This window comes from Micromonospora sp. NPDC048935 (genome assembly GCF_043197875.1).
Lineage (GTDB): Bacteria > Actinomycetota > Actinomycetes > Mycobacteriales > Micromonosporaceae > Micromonospora.
In genome coordinates this window covers 568,646-586,776 of sequence record NZ_JBICTZ010000002.1, presented here as the reverse complement: position 1 = coordinate 586,776, position 18,131 = coordinate 568,646, and the positions used below count along the sequence as shown (strand labels likewise).

18 protein-coding genes are annotated in these 18,131 nt (G+C 71.9%); 9 read left to right on the top strand and 9 right to left on the bottom strand.

Annotated elements, in window-relative coordinates; genetic code table 11:
- Window positions 1-28 precede the first annotated feature (28 nt).
- The gene (locus ACGFIW_RS09040; protein ID WP_393312212.1) at window positions 29-1,222 is read left to right on the top strand and encodes an MFS transporter; all 1,194 of its coding nucleotides are present in this window, start codon (window positions 29-31) and stop codon (window positions 1,220-1,222) included.
- Window positions 1,219-2,058: an ABC transporter ATP-binding protein gene (locus ACGFIW_RS09035; protein WP_393312210.1), complete on the top strand. Its 840-nt coding sequence runs from the start codon at window positions 1,219-1,221 to the stop codon at window positions 2,056-2,058. The genes ACGFIW_RS09040 and ACGFIW_RS09035 overlap by 4 nt, the downstream gene beginning before the upstream one ends.
- Before the next feature lie 100 nt (window positions 2,059-2,158).
- On the opposite strand, the gene ACGFIW_RS09030 is transcribed toward ACGFIW_RS09035, so the two are convergent.
- Window positions 2,159-2,776, bottom strand: a complete 618-nt coding sequence (locus tag ACGFIW_RS09030) for a pyridoxamine 5'-phosphate oxidase family protein (protein WP_393312208.1) — start codon at window positions 2,774-2,776, stop codon at window positions 2,159-2,161.
- 165 nt (window positions 2,777-2,941) lie between these two features.
- On the opposite strand from ACGFIW_RS09030, the gene ACGFIW_RS09025 reads away from it, so the two are divergent.
- The 3 genes from ACGFIW_RS09025 to ACGFIW_RS09015 are packed head-to-tail and all read left to right on the top strand — an operon-like array spanning window position 2,942 to window position 5,108.
- A complete protein-coding gene (locus ACGFIW_RS09025; RefSeq protein WP_393312206.1) occupies window positions 2,942-3,445 on the top strand; it encodes a DUF2231 domain-containing protein in 504 nt (167 codons plus the stop codon).
- Window positions 3,445-3,996: an Hsp20/alpha crystallin family protein gene (locus tag ACGFIW_RS09020; RefSeq protein ID WP_393312204.1), complete on the top strand. Its 552-nt coding sequence runs from the start codon at window positions 3,445-3,447 to the stop codon at window positions 3,994-3,996. The genes ACGFIW_RS09025 and ACGFIW_RS09020 overlap by 1 nt, the downstream gene beginning before the upstream one ends.
- 8 nt (window positions 3,997-4,004) lie before the next feature.
- A complete protein-coding gene (locus tag ACGFIW_RS09015; RefSeq protein ID WP_393312202.1) occupies window positions 4,005-5,108 on the top strand; it encodes a glycosyltransferase family 9 protein in 1,104 nt (367 codons plus the stop codon).
- Between the two features lies 1 nt (window position 5,109).
- Here ACGFIW_RS09015 and ACGFIW_RS09010 read toward each other — a convergent pair whose 3' ends face one another.
- Entirely contained in the window at window positions 5,110-5,988 is an 879-nt protein-coding gene (locus ACGFIW_RS09010; RefSeq protein WP_393312200.1) for a glycosyltransferase family 2 protein, read from the bottom strand.
- Complete coding sequence (gene rfaE2, locus ACGFIW_RS09005) at window positions 5,985-7,805, bottom strand: D-glycero-beta-D-manno-heptose 1-phosphate adenylyltransferase (RefSeq protein ID WP_393312198.1); 1,821 nt, start codon at window positions 7,803-7,805, stop codon at window positions 5,985-5,987. The genes ACGFIW_RS09010 and rfaE2 overlap by 4 nt, the downstream gene beginning before the upstream one ends.
- A 168-nt stretch (window positions 7,806-7,973) precedes the next feature.
- Between rfaE2 and ACGFIW_RS09000 the strand changes: the two genes are divergently transcribed.
- Window positions 7,974-8,513, top strand: a complete 540-nt coding sequence (locus ACGFIW_RS09000) for a type 1 glutamine amidotransferase domain-containing protein (RefSeq protein ID WP_393312196.1) — start codon at window positions 7,974-7,976, stop codon at window positions 8,511-8,513.
- A 129-nt stretch (window positions 8,514-8,642) separates the two neighbouring features.
- Window positions 8,643-10,319, top strand: a complete 1,677-nt coding sequence (locus ACGFIW_RS08995; RefSeq protein ID WP_393312194.1) for an MDR family MFS transporter — start codon at window positions 8,643-8,645, stop codon at window positions 10,317-10,319.
- A 62-nt stretch (window positions 10,320-10,381) separates the two neighbouring features.
- Here ACGFIW_RS08995 and ACGFIW_RS08990 read toward each other — a convergent pair whose 3' ends face one another.
- Window positions 10,382-11,014: a TetR/AcrR family transcriptional regulator gene (locus tag ACGFIW_RS08990; protein ID WP_393312192.1), complete on the bottom strand. Its 633-nt coding sequence runs from the start codon at window positions 11,012-11,014 to the stop codon at window positions 10,382-10,384.
- A gap of 127 nt (window positions 11,015-11,141) precedes the next feature.
- Between ACGFIW_RS08990 and ACGFIW_RS08985 the strand changes: the two genes are divergently transcribed.
- Complete coding sequence (locus tag ACGFIW_RS08985) at window positions 11,142-12,176, top strand: aldo/keto reductase (protein WP_393312190.1); 1,035 nt, start codon at window positions 11,142-11,144, stop codon at window positions 12,174-12,176.
- Between the two features lie 37 nt (window positions 12,177-12,213).
- On the opposite strand, the gene ACGFIW_RS08980 is transcribed toward ACGFIW_RS08985, so the two are convergent.
- Window positions 12,214-12,705, bottom strand: a complete 492-nt coding sequence (locus ACGFIW_RS08980) for an NUDIX domain-containing protein (protein WP_393312188.1) — start codon at window positions 12,703-12,705, stop codon at window positions 12,214-12,216.
- Window positions 12,706-12,761: 56 nt separating this feature from the next.
- Here ACGFIW_RS08980 and ACGFIW_RS08975 point away from each other — a divergent pair, with 56 nt between their 5' ends.
- Entirely contained in the window at window positions 12,762-14,411 is a 1,650-nt protein-coding gene (locus tag ACGFIW_RS08975; protein WP_393312186.1) for a fatty acid--CoA ligase, read from the top strand.
- A gap of 185 nt (window positions 14,412-14,596) precedes the next feature.
- Here the strand turns inward: ACGFIW_RS08975 and ACGFIW_RS08970 are convergent, their stop codons facing one another.
- From ACGFIW_RS08970 to ACGFIW_RS08955, 4 genes are all read right to left on the bottom strand, one after another.
- Complete coding sequence (locus tag ACGFIW_RS08970) at window positions 14,597-15,607, bottom strand: NADPH:quinone reductase (protein ID WP_393312184.1); 1,011 nt, start codon at window positions 15,605-15,607, stop codon at window positions 14,597-14,599.
- A gap of 28 nt (window positions 15,608-15,635) precedes the next feature.
- Entirely contained in the window at window positions 15,636-16,289 is a 654-nt protein-coding gene (locus ACGFIW_RS08965) for an HAD family hydrolase (RefSeq protein ID WP_393312182.1), read from the bottom strand.
- A 32-nt stretch (window positions 16,290-16,321) separates the two neighbouring features.
- A complete protein-coding gene (locus tag ACGFIW_RS08960; RefSeq protein ID WP_393312772.1) occupies window positions 16,322-17,149 on the bottom strand; it encodes a hypothetical protein in 828 nt (275 codons plus the stop codon).
- Window positions 17,150-17,337: 188 nt separating this feature from the next.
- Entirely contained in the window at window positions 17,338-18,009 is a 672-nt protein-coding gene (locus ACGFIW_RS08955) for an FKBP-type peptidyl-prolyl cis-trans isomerase (protein ID WP_393312180.1), read from the bottom strand.
- Window positions 18,010-18,131: the final 122 nt, after the last annotated feature.

The following is an 18,131-nucleotide window of genomic DNA, read 5'->3' as shown; positions in this document are numbered from 1 at the left end:
TTCCTGCGACACCCGAACGAGAGAGCTGATGGTGACGGAGACAGGCAGCCGAGTGAACCCGGCCAACCCTGGGACTGTGCTGGCGCTCGACGGGCAACCGTCGGCGTGGCGGCGGATGCGACTGTGGAGCGCCGCCCACGCGGTCGACGACCTCTACCAGGGTCTGGTGCCGGCCTGCGTCCCGTACTTCGTGCTGGACCGCCACTACAGCTACGTGGCCGCCGGCGGTCTCACGCTCGCCGCGACCCTGGGCAGCGCCATCCCGCAACCGTTCATCGGCGTTGCCGTCGACAGGTACCGGCTCGACTGGCTCGCTGGTGCGGGAGTGACGCTCGCCGGAATCGGGCTCGGTCTCTCCGGTCTCGTGCACAGCTACGTGGCGGTCTGGCTCCTGCTCTGCGCGTCGGGAATCGGCGTCGCGATGTTCCATCCGGCCGCGGGTAAGTCGGCCCGGGTGGCGGCAGGTGACAGCGCCACGGCGATGAGCATCTTCGCCGCCGGCGGCAGTGTCGGGTTCTTCCTGGCACCGGTGCTGGCCACTCCCGCACTCATCGCGATGGGCGTCGGAGCGACGGCGCTCTTCATTCCGCCGGCCGTACTCATGGGTTTCCTGCTCCACCGCAGTCGGCTACGGCGGCCGGCCGCGCGCGTCGTCGCGCACGACGGCCGGGACCGTTGGGTCCCCTTCCTGGTGCTGACCTGCATCGAGACCGTCAGATCTGTCGCCTTCTTCGGTGCGATCACCTTCATCGAGTTGTTCTGGATACGCCACCTGGGCGCGGGCAAGAGCCTCGCCGGGGCCGCGCTGGCCTGCTTCCTGGTCGGTGGGGTGGCCGGGACGCTGCTGGGTGGCCGGATCGCCGACCGGGTCGGGATGGTCCGCACCGTGCAACTCGGCGCGATCGTCGCCATCCCCGCGCTCGTCGGCCTGCGGCTCACGCCCGGGGAGTACCCACCGCTCCTCTTCGCCGTGCTCGCCGGCATCGCCCTGAACATCCCGTTCGCCGTGCTTGTCAAGCTGGGCCAGGACTATCTGCCCACGCGGCCCGGCACCGCGGCCGGTGTGACGCTCGGGCTCGCCGTGAGCATCGGCGGCCTCCTCGCGCCCGTCCTCGGCGTGGCGGCGGAAGCCTGGGGCCCCCAGGGGGTGTTCACCATCCTCTGCCTGATTCCGCTGGTGGCGCTGGCTCTCGGCGTGTTCCTCAGCGAGCCGCGCAGGTGAGCCGCCACGCCGACCCGGGCGACACGGTGATCGAGGCCCGGGACGTCGATGTCGTACGGGAGGGGCGGGCGCTGCTCGCGGGGATCAGCGTCACGATCCGCGCCGGAGAGCACTGGGCGCTGATCGGGCCCAACGGTGCGGGCAAGAGCACGCTGCTCAACGTCCTCGGCGCCCACCAGCATCCCACCCGTGGGCAGGTGGACATCCTCGGTCAGCGCCTCGGGCGTACCGACGTCTTCCAACTGCGTCGCTCGATCGGCCGGGTCAACCCGCAGCACCCGCTGCGCTCGGCGTTGACCGCCCGCGAGGTGGTGCTCACCGGAGCGACCGGCACGATCGACCTGGTGCCCCGGTGGACGCCACGCCCGGACGAGCTGGAGCGGGCGGATCAGCTCCTGCACCTGCTGGGGCTGAGCGGAGGTGCGGAGGCGCGCTGGCACCTGCTGTCCCAGGGTGAGCGGGGGCGTGTGCTGCTCGCACGGGCAGTGCTGGCGCAACCGCGACTGCTGTTGCTCGACGAGCCGGCCACGGGTCTGGACCTGCGGGCCCGTGAGCAGTTGCTGACGAGCCTCGACCGCATTCGGGACGCGGCGCCGGAGGCGACGAGCATCCTGGTCACCCATCACCTCGAAGAGTTGCCCACGACCACCACGCACGCGCTGCTGTTGCGCGAGGGCCGTGCGGTCTCGTACGGGCGGGTCGAGAGGGTGCTGACGACCGAGCTGATGAGTGCCTGCTTCGACCATCCCGTCACCATCCTGCGACACCAGGGACGGTGGGCGGCGGTCGCGGCCCCGGATCCCGAGGTACTGCCGCTGTGGGCGAGTCGCCGGTGAACCGGAGCGCCGGCGCCCGTGCGGCGTTCTTCCTGGCCTCCTACGCCTGGCGGCAGACCCGCCCCGAGGGCCGCCGCGCGTAGGACGGCGTGCACCGAGCTCAGGTGTAGATGTTCTTGGCGTACTCCGGGCCGTAGTACCGCTCCAGGTCCTCCAGGCTCACCACCGGCGCCTCGACCTCCTTGACCAGGCGGGGGCGGGACGGCAGCACGTCGGGTCGCCAGGTGTCCGGCTGCCAGAGCGCGGACCGCAGGAACGCCTTCGCGCAGTGGTAGAAGATCTGCTCGATCTCCACCACGATGGCGAGCACCGGCCGGTGCCCCTTGACCACCATGTCGTCGAACCACGCCGCGTCGCTGACCAGGCGGGCCCGCCCGTTGATCCGCAGCGTGTCGGTGCGCCCCGGGATCAGGAAGAGCAACCCGACGTGCGGGTTGTCCAGGATGTTGCGGTAACCGTCGGCCCGCCTGTTGCCCGGCCGCTCGGGCAGCGCGATGGTCGTGTCGTCAAGCACCATGGCGAACCCGGCCGGGTCGCCCTTGGGGGAGACGTCGCAGCTGCCGTCCGCACCGGCGGTGGCCAGCAGGCAGAACGGCGACGCGGCGAGCCACTCCCGGTCCCGCTCGTGCAGGCGTTGGCGTTCCTTGTTGGCGGCCCGCGCGGTTGGCGCCCCGAGCAACTCGCGCAGTTCCTCGTGCGAAGTGATCTCCACCGTCACGTGATCCTCCCTCAGGCGTTGACCCGTTGGCGGGCACCGCCATTCTCAGCCTAGGCCGTCGTGACCAGGGTGAGGTTTGTGCCCGGTTGCCGGGGGTAGGGCCTCAACCGACGCGCCCGCCGCACGAGACCGTTCCGCAGGACGCCGACCAGTGGAGGCCGGGAGATGGAGAGCCGACTCAAGGTGCTGGGTCATCCAGTCCATCCGATGCTCGTCATGTTCCCGGTCGCGTTGCTGGCCACGGCGGTGCTGTTCGACGTGGTCGACACCGTCGGGGGCCCCGACCTGCTCGGCGAGGTCGCGTACTGGAACATCACCGTCGGCCTGATCGGCGGTCTCCTCGCGGCGGCGGCCGGCTCGTTCGACCTGCTGGCCATCCCGACCGGCACCCGTGCCAAGCGGGTGGGTCTGCTGCACGCCGCCGCCAACGTCGCGGTGATCCTGCTCTTCGCCGCGGTGTGGGCCGTCCGGCTCAACGCCGACTCCCGGGCCGCGGGCGGTGCCCTCGTCGCCATCGAGGTGGTCGCGGTGGGGATCCTCGGCATCAGCGCCTGGCTGGGTGGCGAGTTGGTCGACCGGCTCGGTGTGGGCGTCGACCGCGACGCCGGGCTGGACGCGCCCAGCTCACTACGGCCGCCAACGGCCACCCAGCGGATCGGAGACGTGTGATGAGCGAACAGCAGGCCGGCGGATTCGGTCGGGGGTGGCGGAGCGGCCGGCAGCAGGGCTGGGACCCGATGGGGGAGTTGCAGTCGCTGCGCGCCGAGTTGAGTCGCCTGGTCGGCGGCCGGGCCGGCGCGTCCGACGTCGAGTTGACCGAGACGGCGGACGGCTGGGAGGTCGTCGTCCGGCTGCCCGGAGTGGCACCGGAGGAGGTGGCTGTCGAGTTGGACGACCTCGAATTGTGCGTTCGGGCCCGCTCCGAGGCGGAGGTCAACGCCGACCAGGGCATCCCCGGGGGCTTCGAGACCCGCGGCTTCGAGTACCGCGTCAACCTGCCGTCGCGGGTCGACCCGGAGGCCATCGACGCGGTCATGGACCACGGCCTGCTCCGGGTCCGGTTGCCCCGGGCGACCCGGCCCGCGCCGCGCACCATCACCGTCGGTCGCACCGGGCCGCGCTCCGGCGACCTCTCCACGGGTACGCCGATGCCGGCCGACCCCGCCGCGGACCGGGAGTTGCACCGCCCGGACACCGTCGGCGAGGTGGACCGGACATAGCGGGCTGCGTGGTCACTCCGTCCCTGCTCGGCCCGACCGGCGAGCGAGTCGAAGACGTGCGGCGGATCGCCGTGCTGCGCGCCAACGCGCTCGGCGACTTCATCTTCGCCCTGCCGGCACTCGACGCGTTGCGTGCCGCGTACCCCGTGGCGGAGATCGTGCTGCTCGGAGCGCCGTGGCACGCGAAGCTCTGGCGCGACCGGCCCGGCCCGGTGGACCGGGTGCTGGTGGTGCCGTCGGCACCCGGCATCCGTGCCCCGGACCCGGGGGAGGCCGAGTCGTCGATGGACGACTTCCTGGCCGCTGCCACCGGCGCGGGGTTCGACCTGGCGGTGCAGATCCACGGTGGCGGCGCGAACTCCAACCCGCTGATGGGTCGGCTCGGCGCCCGGGTGACAGTCGGTCTGCGCGCCGACGACGCGCCGCCGCTGGACCGGTGGCTGCGTTACGTCTACTACCAGCACGAGGTGATCCGTTACCTGGAGGTGGTGGCGCTGGTCGGTGCACCGGCGACCACCATCACGCCGACGCTCGCGGTGACCGACGCCGACCGCGCCGAGGCCGCCCGGGTGCTCGGCCCGGCGCAGCGGCCCCGGGTGGCGGTGCATCCGGGCGCGACCGACACCCGCCGCCGCTGGCCCGCCGAGAACTTCGCCGAGGTGGCCCGTGCGCTGCACGAGGACGGCTACGAGGTGCTGGTCACCGGCACGCCCGCCGAGCGGGAGGTGGTGGACCGGGTGGTCGCCGTGGCGGGGGTGCCGGTGCGCCCACAGGTGGGCACGCTCAGCCTGGGCGGGCTGGTGGGCTGCTACGCCGACTGCGCGTTGGTCGTCTCGAACGACACCGGCCCGCTGCACCTGGCCGCCGCGGTCGGCGCGCCCACGGTGGGGATCTTCTGGGTCGGCAACCTGATCAACGGGGCCAGCCCGCTGCGGGGCCGGCACCGGCCGATCAGCTCCTGGACGGTGCACTGCCCGGTCTGCGGAGTGGACTGCACACCGGGCATCTATCCACACCGGCCCGGCGACGGCGAGTGCCCGCACCGGGATTCCTTCGTCGCCGACGTCCCGGTGGTCGAGGTGCTGGAAGCCGCCCGGGAGTTGCTCACCTAGGTCAGGCCGGCTGCGGGGTGTCCTCGTCGGCGAGGACGACCTCCCACGCCTCCACGTCCCGGTCGGTGACGGTGGTGGGGGACTCCAGGTGGTACGCGCCGCTGGGCAGGATGCCCGCACCACCGTCGCGGGCCAACACGGCGAGCTGGGCGGCCACGTCCTCGCCCTGGTGCTTCTCCTGCACCCGACGCCAGAAGTCGAAGCCACCGGCGGCGACGAGCTTGGCCCGGTCGTACAGCACGCACCCGCCGATCCAGGACACCTTGTACGCCCGCCACGCACCCGGCGGCAGCGCCAGGTGGTCGGTGATGTGCAGCAGGTTGGCCGCCGAGTGGATCCGGGCGCGGTTCCACTCCGGGGTGTCCGGTCGGATCCGCTCCGGCGTGGGCGAGCCAATCCACTCCTCGTAGTGCCCGTGCGAGTCCGGCCGCACGTCGTCGGCGTACGAGAGGCCGTGCACCCCGTTGCCGACGAAGCCGCAGCCCAGCTCGCCTATCGCCGTCACCAACCGGTGCAGTGTCCCCGGTTCCAGCCAGATGTCGTCGTCGAGGCTGAGGACGTACCGGGCGGTCGAGGCGGCGAGCAGGTACGCCCGGTGCTCGGCCAAGCCCCGGCGGGGCAGTCGGCGGGTCAGCAGCACCGGGTGACCCCGGTGCCGCAGCGCCCGGACCATGGTGGCGGCGGCGGGATGCGCGTACGCCGGATCTCCGTCGGACTGGTCGCTGACCACCACCCCGAAGCCGGGCACCCCGTCCTGGGCGGCGAGCCCGCCCAGGGTGACCGCCAACTCGGCGGGCCGGTTCCGGGTCGGTATCAACACGTCGACCAACCGGTCGGCGCGGAACTCCGCCGGGGTGCCGAGGTCGAGGGGGCGGTTCACGACGCCTGGGTGCGGGAGCTGAGCGACGGGTCGGGCTCCCGCTCACTCGTGGCTGGTGACGGGTCCTGGCTGTGTGACCGGATCCGTTCGATGATCGCCGAGGTGGACCGGTCCGGCACGTACCCCAGGGTGTGCACCTGTCCACCCAGCCGGCGCACCAGCGGCGCCTCCGGCACCAGCTCCGGCGGGTAGTCCCCGCCCTTGACGTAGATGTCCGGCCGGACCGCCTCGATCAGCGCGGCCGGCGAGTCCTCCTCGAAGACCACCACGTGGTCCACACAGGCCAGCGCGGCGAGCAGGGCTCCCCGGTCCTCGACCGGGTTGACCGGCCGGTCCGGGCCCTTCAACCGGCGTACGCTGCCGTCCGAGTTGACCGCCACGATCAGCAGGTCACCCAATGCGCGGGCCTGCTCCAGATAGCGCACGTGCCCCCGGTGCAGCACGTCGAAGCAGCCGTTGGTGAACACCACCGACCGTCCCGCCTCGCGGTACTCGGCGACGATCGCGTCCAACTCGTCGCTGCCGACCAACGCGGGATGGCTCATGGTCTCGCTCGGCTGGTCGAGCGCGGCGAGGAGATCCTCCCGCCGGCACACGCACGTGCCGGTGTCGGAGACGGTGATGGTGGCCGCCAACTGGGCGAGCTGCGCGGCGGTGGGCAGCGGCGCGTCGGCGGCCAGGGCCAACGTCATCGCCGCCAGGTACGCGTCGCCGGCACCCACGGCGTGGCTCGCCGGGACCGGGGTGCTGTGGCTGCGCCGTGGCTCCCCGTCGGCGCCACCGACCACCGCCCCCTCGGTGTCCAGGGTCACCGCGACCACGTCGGCGCCGGTGTGCGCGCGCAGCTCCGCGAGGCGTGACTCCGCCAGGACGGCCCGGTCGACGCCCTCACCGGCCCGGGTGTTCACGGTGACGCCGGTGCCGGTGACGCTGAGCCCGTCGCCGGTGAGAGCCACCCGGCCCTCACCCGGGGTGGGCTCGCCGACCGGCCCCGGGTGGTTCTCGGTGACCTCGTCGGTGCGTACCCCGCCGGGTGCCGCGCCCACGCTCAGTTCGGACGGGCCGTCGGACGGGTCGCCGTGCGGGTGGTCCAGGTGCAGGTCGATGCCGGTGGTCGGTCGGGTCGCACCGCCGGCTCGGGCCAGCAGCCGGGTCGCCTCGGCGAAGCTGGGCGTGACCACTGTCGGCGCGAGGCCCCGCCAGTCGGCCAGATCGTGGGCGTCCAGTGCGACGGTGGCGTACCGCTCGCGTTGCTCGACCAGCCACGCGCGCACCGGGGCGGGCAGCGCCCCCAGGCCGTAGTCGCAGACCACCAGGGTGGGCGCCTCCCCACCGGCGGCGGCGCGCAGCTCCTCGGTGGCGCAGCTCAGGGCGGTGAGCAGCCGGGTCACGCCCTCCGGGTCGAGCGCGTCGTCCGCGTCGCCGGAGTCCTCCCGCAACAGGATCTGGTTGCCGGCCAGCATCCGCCGCTTCACCGGGGTGGGCCGTCCGGGCTGGTTGACGGTGCGGTCCCAGACGCCCGCCCGGTCCAGACAGTCGTGCAACTCGTCGCCGGCCACGTCCGCGCCGACAGGTGCCACAAGCACGGCCCGCCCGCCGAGGGCGGCGACGTTGACCGCGGTGTTCGCGGCCCCACCGGCGGCGGAGATCCGCCGGCGCAGGGTGAGCACCGGTGCGGGCGCCTCCCGGCAGAGCCGCTCCGAGTCGGCGAACCGCCACTCGTCCAACATGGCGTCACCGACGATCAGGACTGGGCGTTCGAGCCAGCTCTCCACGACGGTGGCGAGCCGGCGCTGTTCCGCTGCTGCTCCTGCCATGCCTCCCCGGGTCCCCAGCGCCCCCCGGGCCAAACCTGGCCCGCGCCCGACCTGCGGCTGTGTCACCGCCGTGCCCGGCTGGGTTGTTTCGGACGCCCGGCGTCGGGAAGGAAATTGCGGTAACCCCGGAAAGGAATTGCGGTAACCCCGGAAAGGAGACGTACCGAGATGGCAACGACACTGCAGGGCAAGCGGATCGCCTTCCTGGCCGCCGACGGCGTCGAGGAGGTCGAGTACGTCCAGCCGCGGGCAGCGGTCGAGGACGCCGGCGCGACAGTCGAGCTGGTCTCGCTCAAGCCCGGGTCCATCCAGTCCTTCAACCACCTGGACCAGTCGAAGACGTACGACGTGGATGTGACAGCGGACAAGGCGGACGCCGCAGGCTACGACGCGCTGGTGCTCCCCGGCGGCGTCGCGAACCCGGACTTCCTGCGCGGCGACCCGGACGCGGTGCGGTTCGTGCAGGCGTTCTTCGAGGCGGGCAAGCCGGTCGGGGTGATCTGTCACGGTCCGTGGACGCTGATCGAGGCGGACGTGGTGCGCGGCAGACGAATCACGTCCTGGCCGACCCTTCGTACCGACCTGACCAACGCCGGCGCCACCTGGGTCGACGAGGAGTGCGTAACCGACGGCAACCTGACCAGCAGCCGCAACCCCGACGACCTCCCCGCCTTCTGCGCAAAGATCACCAAAACCTTCGCCGGCTGACCGCACCCTTCTCCGTTGATCATGAGGTTGTCGCCTTCGGCGCGGCGTGTCGGGGCGTTAACCTCATGATCAACGGGGAAGAGGTCGCGGTTGGGCGCATGAACTGCGGCGTGCGGGATAGAAGGCCACATGACCAGCGAAGCCTCCGCCGCGCCGGTGCTGAATCGTCAGCAGATCCGGCTGCTCATGTTCGGCCTGATGACCGGCATGCTGTTGGCCGCACTCGACCAGACGATCGTCGGTACGGCCCTGCCCACCATCGTCGGGGAGTTGGGCGGGATCAACCACTACTCGTGGGTGGTCACCGCGTACCTGCTCGCGTCGACGGCGTCGACACCGCTGTACGGCAAGATGGCCGACCTGTACGGGCGTCGCCCGGTCTTCCTCTTCTCGATCGGCACGTTCCTGGTCGGGTCGCTGCTGGCCGGGCTGTCACAGAACATGACCCAGTTGATCGTCACCCGGGGCATCCAGGGTCTCGGCGCCGGTGGTCTGCTCACCCTCGCGTTCACCATCATCTCGGACGTGGTGTCACCCCGGGAACGTGGGCGCTACCAGGGCCTGTTCGGGGCGGTCTTCGGGATCTCGTCGGTGGCGGGGCCGCTCGTCGGCGGTTACTTCGCGGAGACCGACTGGCGGTGGATCTTCTACATCAACGTGCCGCTGGCGGTCCTGGCGATCGTGGTCTGCTACCACGTGATGCGGCTGATCCCGTTCGAGCGCCGGGACCACTCGATCGACTGGCTCGGTGCCGGTCTGCTGGTCGCCGGCGTGAGTGCCCTGCTGCTGGCCTTGAGCTGGGGTGGCAACGAGTACGCCTGGGGCTCCGGCGTGATCATCACGCTCTTCGTGGTCGGTGCGGTGCTGGGGGTGCTCTTCGTCCTCCAGGAGGCCCGGGTGGCCGAGCCGATCCTGCCGCTGCGGCTGTTCCGCAGCGCCACCTTCGCGCTGGCCAACGCGGCACTGCTCATCATCGGTCTGGTGATGTTCGGTTCGATCATCTTCATCCCGCTGTACCTGCAGATCGTCAAGGGCGCCTCGCCGACCCGCAGCGGTCTGCTGATGCTGCCGATGATGGCCGGCATCATCATCACCTCGATCCTGACCGGTCGCGCGATGACCCGGATCGGCAGGTACAAGTGGTTCCCGGTGGCCGGCTCGGCGACCCTGCTGGTCGGCATGTTCCTGTTCACCCGGCTGGCGGTGAGCACCTCCCTCTGGGTCGCGTTCGGGTACATGGTGGTGATCGGCATCGGGCTGGGCCTGTGCATGCAGTCGCTGATCCTGGCGGTGCAGAACGCGGTCTCCGTCCGCGACCTGGGCGCCGGCACCTCCTCGGCGACCTTCTTCCGGTCGCTGGGCGGGTCGTTCGGGGTGGCGATCCTCGGCACGGTGCTCTCGTCCCGGCTGACCAGCGGGCTGGGCGACCGACTGCCCGGCGCGATCGCACAGCTTCCGCCGCAGGAGCAGGCCGCCGTGGCGGCCAGTGGCGGCACCAACATCTCGATCAACGATCCGGCCACCATCCTGGCCCTGCCGGGGCCGGTCCGCGCGGCCATCCAGGGTGCCTTCGTCGACGCGCTGGACATGGTCTTCCTGACCGCCGGCCTGATCGCGATCGTGGCGGTGGTGGTCACCCTGACCCTGCCCAACACGCAACTTCGGGGTGCCGGCCCGCAGGGTGCCACCGGCGGTGCCGACCCGCTCGGCGGTGAGGCGCCGGCCCCGGGTGGTAAGCCGTTGACCCGCGAATCCAAGGAGGAGGCCGCCGCCGACATGGAGGCCAAGTCCCAGACGATGATCTGACCGGTGCCCGCCCCGGACCCGCCCGGGGTGCCCGACCTCCCGGCACCGGCGTCGCGCAGGGGTCAGGCGGGGCGGCGGTAGACGCCGTACCACCAGGTCGCGGCCAACTCCCGGGCGGCCGCGGCGTCGGTCTCGGTGTCCGCCGAGGTCGTGCTGACGTGGTCGGCCAGGAAGCGGTCGCCGCCGACCACGATCAGCCGGCTGGCCGTCGTCACGTCCAGGTCGGCGGGGGTACGCCCGGCCTGCTGCTCGATCTGGAGCGCGTCCACGGTACGAGCCACGAACCGCTCCAACCCCGCCGCCCAGTACTCCCGGACCACCTCGTCGTACGCGGCGACCTCGTTGATCGCCGCCAGCACCGGGGCGTACGTCCGGTATATCCGGATCACGTCGGCGAAGATCTCGGTCAGCGTCGCGAGCGGATCGTCCGGATCGCTGGGGCTCCACTCGCCGGTACGACCGAATGCGCTCTCCCGCATGGTGCCGGCGAGGCGCATGAGCAGCTCGCTCTTGTCCCGGAAGTGGGTGTAGAAGGTCGACCGCGCAACCCCGGCCTCGGCGGCGATCCGCTGGACGCCGAGGTCGGTGAAGCGAGCCCCCTGCTGGAGCAGCCGCTCGGTGGCCGCCAGCACCCGCGCTTCGACGGCGGCACGCCCGTCGGGGTTGCTCGGGCGGCGGCGGGTGATCGAGGGCATAGCCGAAATCCTAGGTGGCCAGGTGCTCGGTCGGCGACGTACGCTCGTTGCCGGACACAGTGTCCGACAGAGTGACCGGGAAGCCCGCTCGCGGGCTCCGAACCGCGCACCACGAGGAGCGACACACGTGAAGTACCGACTGCTGGGCACCACCGGGGTGTACGTCTCGGAGATCTCGCTCGGCGCGATGACCTTCGGTGGCAGTGGGCACCCGATCTACGGCAGCCTCGGCGGGCTGTCCCTGCCCGACGCCCAGCGGATGGTGGACACCGCGCTGGACGCGGGGGTCAACTTCGTCGACACCGCCGACGGCTACAGCGACGGCGAGAGCGAGGAGATGCTCGGCCAGGCGCTCGGCAAGCGACGCCGCGACGTGGTGCTGGCCACCAAGGTGCACTCCCGCACCGGGCCCGGCCCGAACGACGTCGGCACCTCCCGGCTGCACATCATGCAGAACCTGGAGGACAGCCTGCGCCGGCTGGGTACCGACCACATCGACCTCTACCAGATCCACAACTTCGACCAGATCACTCCCATGGAGGAGATGCTGCGCGCGCTGGACGACGCCGTCCGGCAGGGCAAGGTCCGCTACATCGGCGCGGCCAACTTCGCCGCCTGGCAGATCTCCAAGGCGCTGGGCATCTCCGCCCGCGAGAAGCTTGCCGGCTTCGTCTCGGTGCAGGAGTACTACTCGCTGCTGGGCCGGGACGTGGAACGCGACGTGGTGCCGATGGCGCTCAACGAGGGCGTCGGGCTGACCGTCTGGAGCCCGCTCGCCGGTGGCTTCCTCTCCGGCAAGGTCGGCCGGGACGGTGCCGTCGCCGACAGTGGCGCGCGCAGCGCCCAGCCCGGGTACGCCAGCTTCACCCCGTTCGACCCGGAGCACGCCTTCGGCGTCGTCGACGTGCTCAGGGGTGTCGCCGAGCGGCACGAGGTGAGCCCGGCGCGGGTGGCGGTCGCCTGGCTGCTGTCCCGACCCGCGGTGACCAGCGTGATCGTGGGTGCCCGCAAGCAGGAGCAGTTGGTGGACAACATCGCCGCCTCGGATCTCACGCTGACCGAGCAGGACCTCGGCGAGCTGGACGAGGCCACCAAGCTGCCCGTCGCGTACCCGAACTGGATCCAGGAGGGGTTCTTCGCCGGGATGCGCCTGCCGCAGTGACGCACGGCCCCCGGGGTCGGTGGCCCCGGGGGCCGCCCTACTTCAGGATGAGCCGGTTGGTCTGCTCGAAGACGTCCAGGTCGGCAAGGGTCTCGGTGACCGAGGCGGAGAGCGGGGCGGGGAACCGGTCGCGGGGGAAGAAGCCGGCGTCGGTGGTCTCGTCGGTGACCCGGGCCAGTTGCCCGTCCCACTCCTCCACCTTGAACGCCGTCGTGAAGACCTGGTACGTGTGCCCGTACATGTTGGTGCTCGTCCGGTCCGGGCCGGTGTAGAGGGCGAACGCGCAGACCCGCAGCGCCCGCAGCCCGGTCTCCTCGCGGACCTCGCGGACCGCGCAGTCGGCGATCGACTCGCCCAACTCCATCGCCCCGGCCGGCATGGCCCACTGGCCATTGTCCGAGCGCTTTATCAGCAGGATGCGTCCGGTGTTGTCGCTGACCACGGCACGGGCACCGACGAACATCAGCGTCCGGTCCCCGGCGAGCGCGCGCAACTGCCCAACGTACGAGTCGGCCCAGGAGATGCTCACCTGCGACAATTTACGGGGGTTCCCAACGTGTGACCGCCGACACTAGCTTGTTACCCATGCGTAGCACGATGATGGATGCCCCTCTCCAGGTCTCCCGGATCCTTGAGCACGGCTCAGGAGTGCACGGCACTGCCGAGGTGGTCACCTGGACGGGCGCCGAGCCCCGACGGATGACGTACGCCGAGGTGGGCCGCACCGCCGCCCGGCTGGCCCACGCGCTGCGCGACGTGTGTGGGGTGACCGGCGACGAGCGGGTCGCCACCTTCATGTGGAACAACAACGAGCACCTGGTCGCCTACTTCGCGGTGCCGAGCATGGGTGCGGTGCTGCACACGCTCAACATCCGACTCTTTCCCGACCAGGTCGTCTACATCGCCAACCACGCCGAGGACCGGGTGGTGCTCGTCGACAGCACGCTCATCCCGCTGCTGGCCCGGGTGATCGGTGAGTTGACCACGGTGCGGCACGTGGTGGTGGTCGGTGGTGGTGACCCGGCGTCGCTGGTGGCGGCTGCCGGCGACCGGATCACGGTGCACCACTGGGACGCGCTGCTCGCCGACCGGCCGGACACGTACGACTGGCCCGAGGTGGACGAGCACGACGCTGCCGCGCTCTGCTACACCTCGGGCACCACGGGCAACCCGAAGGGTGTGGCCTACTCGCACCGGTCCATCTACCTGCACTCGTTGCAGGTCTGCATGCCGGAGGGCTTCGGTCTCGGGCCGACCGACCGGGAGTTGGCCATCGTGCCGATGTTCCACGCCATGTCGTGGGGCCTGCCGTATGCGGCCTTCCTCTCCGGCGCGTCGCTGATCATGCCGGACCGGTTCCTCCAGGCCGCGCCGATCGCCGAGATGATCGCCGCCGAGCGGCCCACCCTGGCCGGGGCGGTGCCGACCATCTGGACCGATCTGCTGGCCTACCTGGACAGCCACGACGTGGACACGTCCTCGCTCACCGAGGTGATCGTCGGCGGCTCGGCCTGCCCGCCGGCACTGATGCACGCGTTCGACGAGCGGCACGGTATCGACGTGATCCACGCCTGGGGCATGACCGAGATGTCCCCACTGGGGTCGGTCTCACGTCCGCCCGCCGGTGCGACAGGCGAGCAGGCGTGGCGCTACCGCTACACGCAGGGGCGGGTGCCGGCGGGCGTGCGGGCGCGGATCGTCGGCCCGTCCGGCGAGCAGTTGCCCGCCGACGGCGAGGCCGTGGGCGAGTTGGAGGTCCGGGGGCCGTGGGTGACCGCCCGGTACGTCGGCGACGACACCCCGGACGAGGAGAAGTTCCGGGACGGCTGGCTGCGCACCGGTGACGTGGGCACCCTCTCGCCGGACGGGTACATCACGTTGACCGACCGCGCCAAGGACGTGATCAAGTCCGGCGGTGAGTGGATCTCGTCGGTGGAGCTGGAGAACGCGCTGATGGGCCACCCGGCGGTGCTGGAGGCGTGCGTGGTGGGTGTGCCGGACGAGCGGTGGGACGAGCGACCGCTGGCCACCGTGGTGCTCCGGGAGGGTGCCTCGGTGACGGCCGAGGAGCTGCGCGACTTCCTGGCCGGCTCGGTGGCGCGCTGGCAGTTGCCGGAACGCTGGGCGTTCATCGACACGGTGCCGAAGACGAGCGTGGGCAAGTTCGACAAGAAGGTCGTCCGTTCGCGGTACGCCGAGGGCGAGCTGACCGTCCGGGAGTTGGCAGCGCCGTAACGTCTTCCCCGGCACTGTCGCCGCTGGCGGTGGAGTGCCGCTGGACATTCCTCCGCAGGGGCGGCCCCGGCGTTCGCACCGCGCCGGGGCCGCCCGTTCCACGCGGGGCGACCCGCACAGCCATTGTTGCGAAACTTATTCGCTTCTGTCCTGATGATGGGGAAATCAGGTGGTCGACGACCCGATCAGGCGTCGCTGGTGGTGACGAGCACCTTGCCCACCGCCGAGTCCTCCACCGCCTGGTGCGCCGCGGCCGTCTCGGCCAGGGAGTAGTGGTGCAGCGGCAGGCCGGCATCGACCCCGACCCGGATGCCGCCCTGGGTGGCCGCCGCCGCCACGTCCTTGACGCCCTGCGCCTTGGCCGCCTTCGGCTCGGTGTAGACGAGCACGAACTGCCACCGCGCGTTCGGCACCATCATCGCCCGGATCGGGATGGCCACCTCGTCGCCGCCGTCGTCGGCGTACATGCAGACCGCGCCGCCGTGCCGCAGCACCTGCACGTCCGTCGCCGCGTTCGTCGCCGGAGCGACCTCCACGATCGTGTGGACCCCGTCGGGGGCGATCTTGCGGACCTCCTCGACCACGTCCTGCTCACGGTAGTTCACCACGTACGAAGCACCGGCCGCGGCCGCGAGCTGGGCCTTCTCGGCGCTGCTCACCGTGGCGACCACCGTGGCGTCGGCCCAGCGGGCGAGCTGGATCGCCGCATTGCCGACCGCACCCGCCCCGCCCTGCACCAGCACGGTGTGGTCGGCCAACGCGCCGGCGCGCAGCGTGTCCGGCATGAACTCGCCGGCGGTCAGGCAGCGGTGCGCGGTGAGGAACGGGATGCCCAGTGCGGCCCCCACCTCGAACGAGGCGTCACCGAGGCGGACCGCCTGTCGCACCGGCACCAGCGTGTATTCCGCCGCCGTGCCCCACGGCCGCTGCCAGGCGGCCTCCCAGATCCAGACGCGCTCACCGATCAGGTCCGGATCGACGCCCTCGCCAACCGCCTCCACCACGCCCGCGCCGTCCTGCCCGGGAATCTGCCACCCCTGCGGCGCGGAGGACCGACGGGACTTCCAGTCGGTCGGGTTGACCCCCGACACCGCCATCCGCACCAGAACCTCACCCGCCCCGGGTGTCGGCACCGGCCGGTCGACCAGTTTCAGCACCGAAGGGTCGCCGGTGTGCTCGTACACGATGGCTCTCATGCGTGGTCTGTACCCCCCTCGGCTGGCGTCAACCCAGGCTGTCGACCAGCTCCGGGGTCAGCTCACCGATCGACCCCAGCGTCACCACGGCGAGCCGGGCGGCGTCCGGGTCGAGCGGATACGAACCGTGTGGCACCGCCACCACCCGCATCCCCGCCGCGGCGGCCGACCGCACCCCGTTCGACGAATCCTCCACCGCCACACAGCGGGCCGGATCGACGCCGAGGCGCTCGGCGACGCTCAGGTAGACGTCGGGTGCGGGCTTGCCCCGCTCGGTCTGCTCGGTGGAGAGGGTCGCGCCGAACGCGTCGGTCAGGCCGGTGGCGGCCAGCGCCGCCTCGATCAGCCGGGTCGGCGACGAACTGGCCAACCCCAGCGGCCACCGCGCGGCCAGCCGGCGGACGACCTGGTCGGCACCGTCGATCAGGGGTACGTGTGCCCGGTAGCGTCGGGTCATCTCCTCGACGACCTCGACGGCGACCTGCTCGGCGGTGCGCCCCACGCCCAGCTCGCCGCTGAGGTAGTGGGCCCACTCGCCGGTGCTCATCCCCATCAGCCGTCGCTGCGTGTCCGGCTGCCACGTCCCGCCGTGCGCCGCCACGTACGCCCGGCGGACCTCCTCCCACACCGGTTCGGAATCCACGATCACGCCGTCCAGGTCGAAGACCACCGCATCCGTCACGGGCCCATCCTGCCTGATCGATGGGCGCCGGGTCAGCCGGGCAGCGCGGGCAGGCCGAGCGGGCTGCTCTCGGGCAGCAGGGTGTGGCCGGACCGGGCGATCGGCTCCAGCAGCTCCCGGAGCCGGTCCGTGTCGGGGGCGCCGAGCGCCTGCCACGGGTGCGCGGCAGCCCGGTCGGTGGCGTCCTCCACGGCCTGGAACTCGGCCCGGCCCTGCTCGGTGGGCGCACCGTCGCCGGTCAGCCAGCCCTGCCGCGTCAGTCGCTCGCGGGCGGCCTGCCACTGCTCCTCGGACCAGCCCCGGCCGAGCAGGTACTGCGGCGGCGAGCCGTCCAACGCGACCCGCCAGGTCAGCGTCTCCACCGGGTCCAACCCGGCGGCCACCAGCGCGGCCACGTGCCCGTCGCCCCGGTGCTCGCGCAGCGTGGTGGCGGCCTGCCAGAGCCGCGCCAGCGGATATTCCCCGACCGGAAGCGCCGCGTTGGCCGCGCCGAGCACCCGGCCGGCGGTCTGCGCCGCCGAGGCGGCCCGTTCCAGCAGGTCGGCGGCCTCTGCCAGGTGCGACTCCGGCAGCTCGTAGGTCAGCTCGGCGAGCGCCTGCACGGCACCTGTCAGTCGGGCGCGCAGCGCCTCCGGCGGGGTGGCCAACCGCCACACCGCCGGCAGCGCCCGGGTCACCATCTGCGGCGCGAAGTTGAAGAAGGCGGCGATCACCGGGGCCGCCTCGGTGGCGCCCAGCGGCGCGGCCCGACCGGCGAAGTAACCACGCCAGTAGCCGCGCAGCCCCACCGCCTCGTACGCGGCACGGGCCCGGGGGTGCAGGTAGGTGACCGCGTGCACCGGCTCGAAGTACGCCCACATCGACCGGGCGGTCCGCCCAGGCTCGTCCAGCGCCGTCATCTGCACCTCCGCGTCGGAGTCCCGGGTCTCACCCCGGACGGCGAACCGCCCGGGGTGACGCCGAACCTACTGCCGCTGGGTGACGGGCCGGAAGCCCCATGTGAACAACTCCATCGCACCCCGGCGACAACCGGGGCGATCCGGGCAGGTCACTGGGCGGCGATCACGTCCACCACGAAGCGCAGCGGGCCGGTCGGCCGTCCACCGGCTTTGGCGGCATCGTTGCCGTACGCCAGCTCGCCCGGGATGTCGAGCTGCACCCGGCTGCCCACGGTCACGCCGACCAGGCCCTGGTCCCAGCCGGGGATGACCTGGCCGACGCCGATCGGGAAGGTCGCCGGCTGCCCGGACGTCCAGGAGGAGTCGAACTCCTTGCCGTCCTTGTAGAACACCCCCACGTAGTTGGTGGTGATGTTCTGGCCCTTCTTGACGGCCGGGCCGGTCCCCTTGATCAGCGGGGTGACCGCGAGCTTCTTGAGCTCGCCCGTGCCCGGCTTCACCGTCGGCTTGGTCTTCAGCGCCGGATCGGCGTCCGCGGGCAGCTGCGGGGCGGGGGGCGCGGCGGGCTCGTCGGGGGCCGGGACGGTCGCGGACGGGGTCGCGTCGGCCTGGTTCTCGGGCTTGTCGTCGCCTCCGCCGATCGTCACGAAGACGCCGATCAGCACCGCGGCCACGGCGACGGCGGCGAGGCTGCTGATCACCGCGTTGCGCTTGCGCCTCCGGTCGGCCGCCTTCTTCGCCGCCAACTGGGCGGCCAGCCGGCGCCCCGACTTGGTTGCCGGGCTCTGCTCCGGGCCCGTCTGCTGCGTCCGCTCGCTCACGTCGTCGACTCCCTGCTGCGAAGTGTGGCCGGCACCCGGTGCCGGGGGGAAAGCCGACGCACACGGTACCCGCACCACGGCCCACCGTGCCCGCCGCGGACGTCACGGATCGCCCAGCGCGT

Coding starts and splice junctions, on each gene's coding strand:
- ACGFIW_RS09040 (WP_393312212.1), top strand. CDS start 29: ATGGTGACGGAGACAGGCAGCCGAGTGAACCCGGCCAACCCTGGGACT.
- ACGFIW_RS09025 (WP_393312206.1), top strand. CDS start 2,942: ATGGAGAGCCGACTCAAGGTGCTGGGTCATCCAGTCCATCCGATGCTC.
- ACGFIW_RS09020 (WP_393312204.1), top strand. CDS start 3,445: ATGAGCGAACAGCAGGCCGGCGGATTCGGTCGGGGGTGGCGGAGCGGC.
- rfaE2 (WP_393312198.1), bottom strand. CDS start 7,805: ATGGCAGGAGCAGCAGCGGAACAGCGCCGGCTCGCCACCGTCGTGGAG.
- ACGFIW_RS09000 (WP_393312196.1), top strand. CDS start 7,974: ATGGCAACGACACTGCAGGGCAAGCGGATCGCCTTCCTGGCCGCCGAC.
- ACGFIW_RS08995 (WP_393312194.1), top strand. CDS start 8,643: ATGACCAGCGAAGCCTCCGCCGCGCCGGTGCTGAATCGTCAGCAGATC.
- ACGFIW_RS08990 (WP_393312192.1), bottom strand. CDS start 11,014: ATGCCCTCGATCACCCGCCGCCGCCCGAGCAACCCCGACGGGCGTGCC.
- ACGFIW_RS08975 (WP_393312186.1), top strand. CDS start 12,762: ATGCGTAGCACGATGATGGATGCCCCTCTCCAGGTCTCCCGGATCCTT.
- ACGFIW_RS08970 (WP_393312184.1), bottom strand. CDS start 15,607: ATGAGAGCCATCGTGTACGAGCACACCGGCGACCCTTCGGTGCTGAAA.
- ACGFIW_RS08960 (WP_393312772.1), bottom strand. CDS start 17,149: ATGTGGGCGTACTTCGAGCCGGTGCACGCGGTCACCTACCTGCACCCC.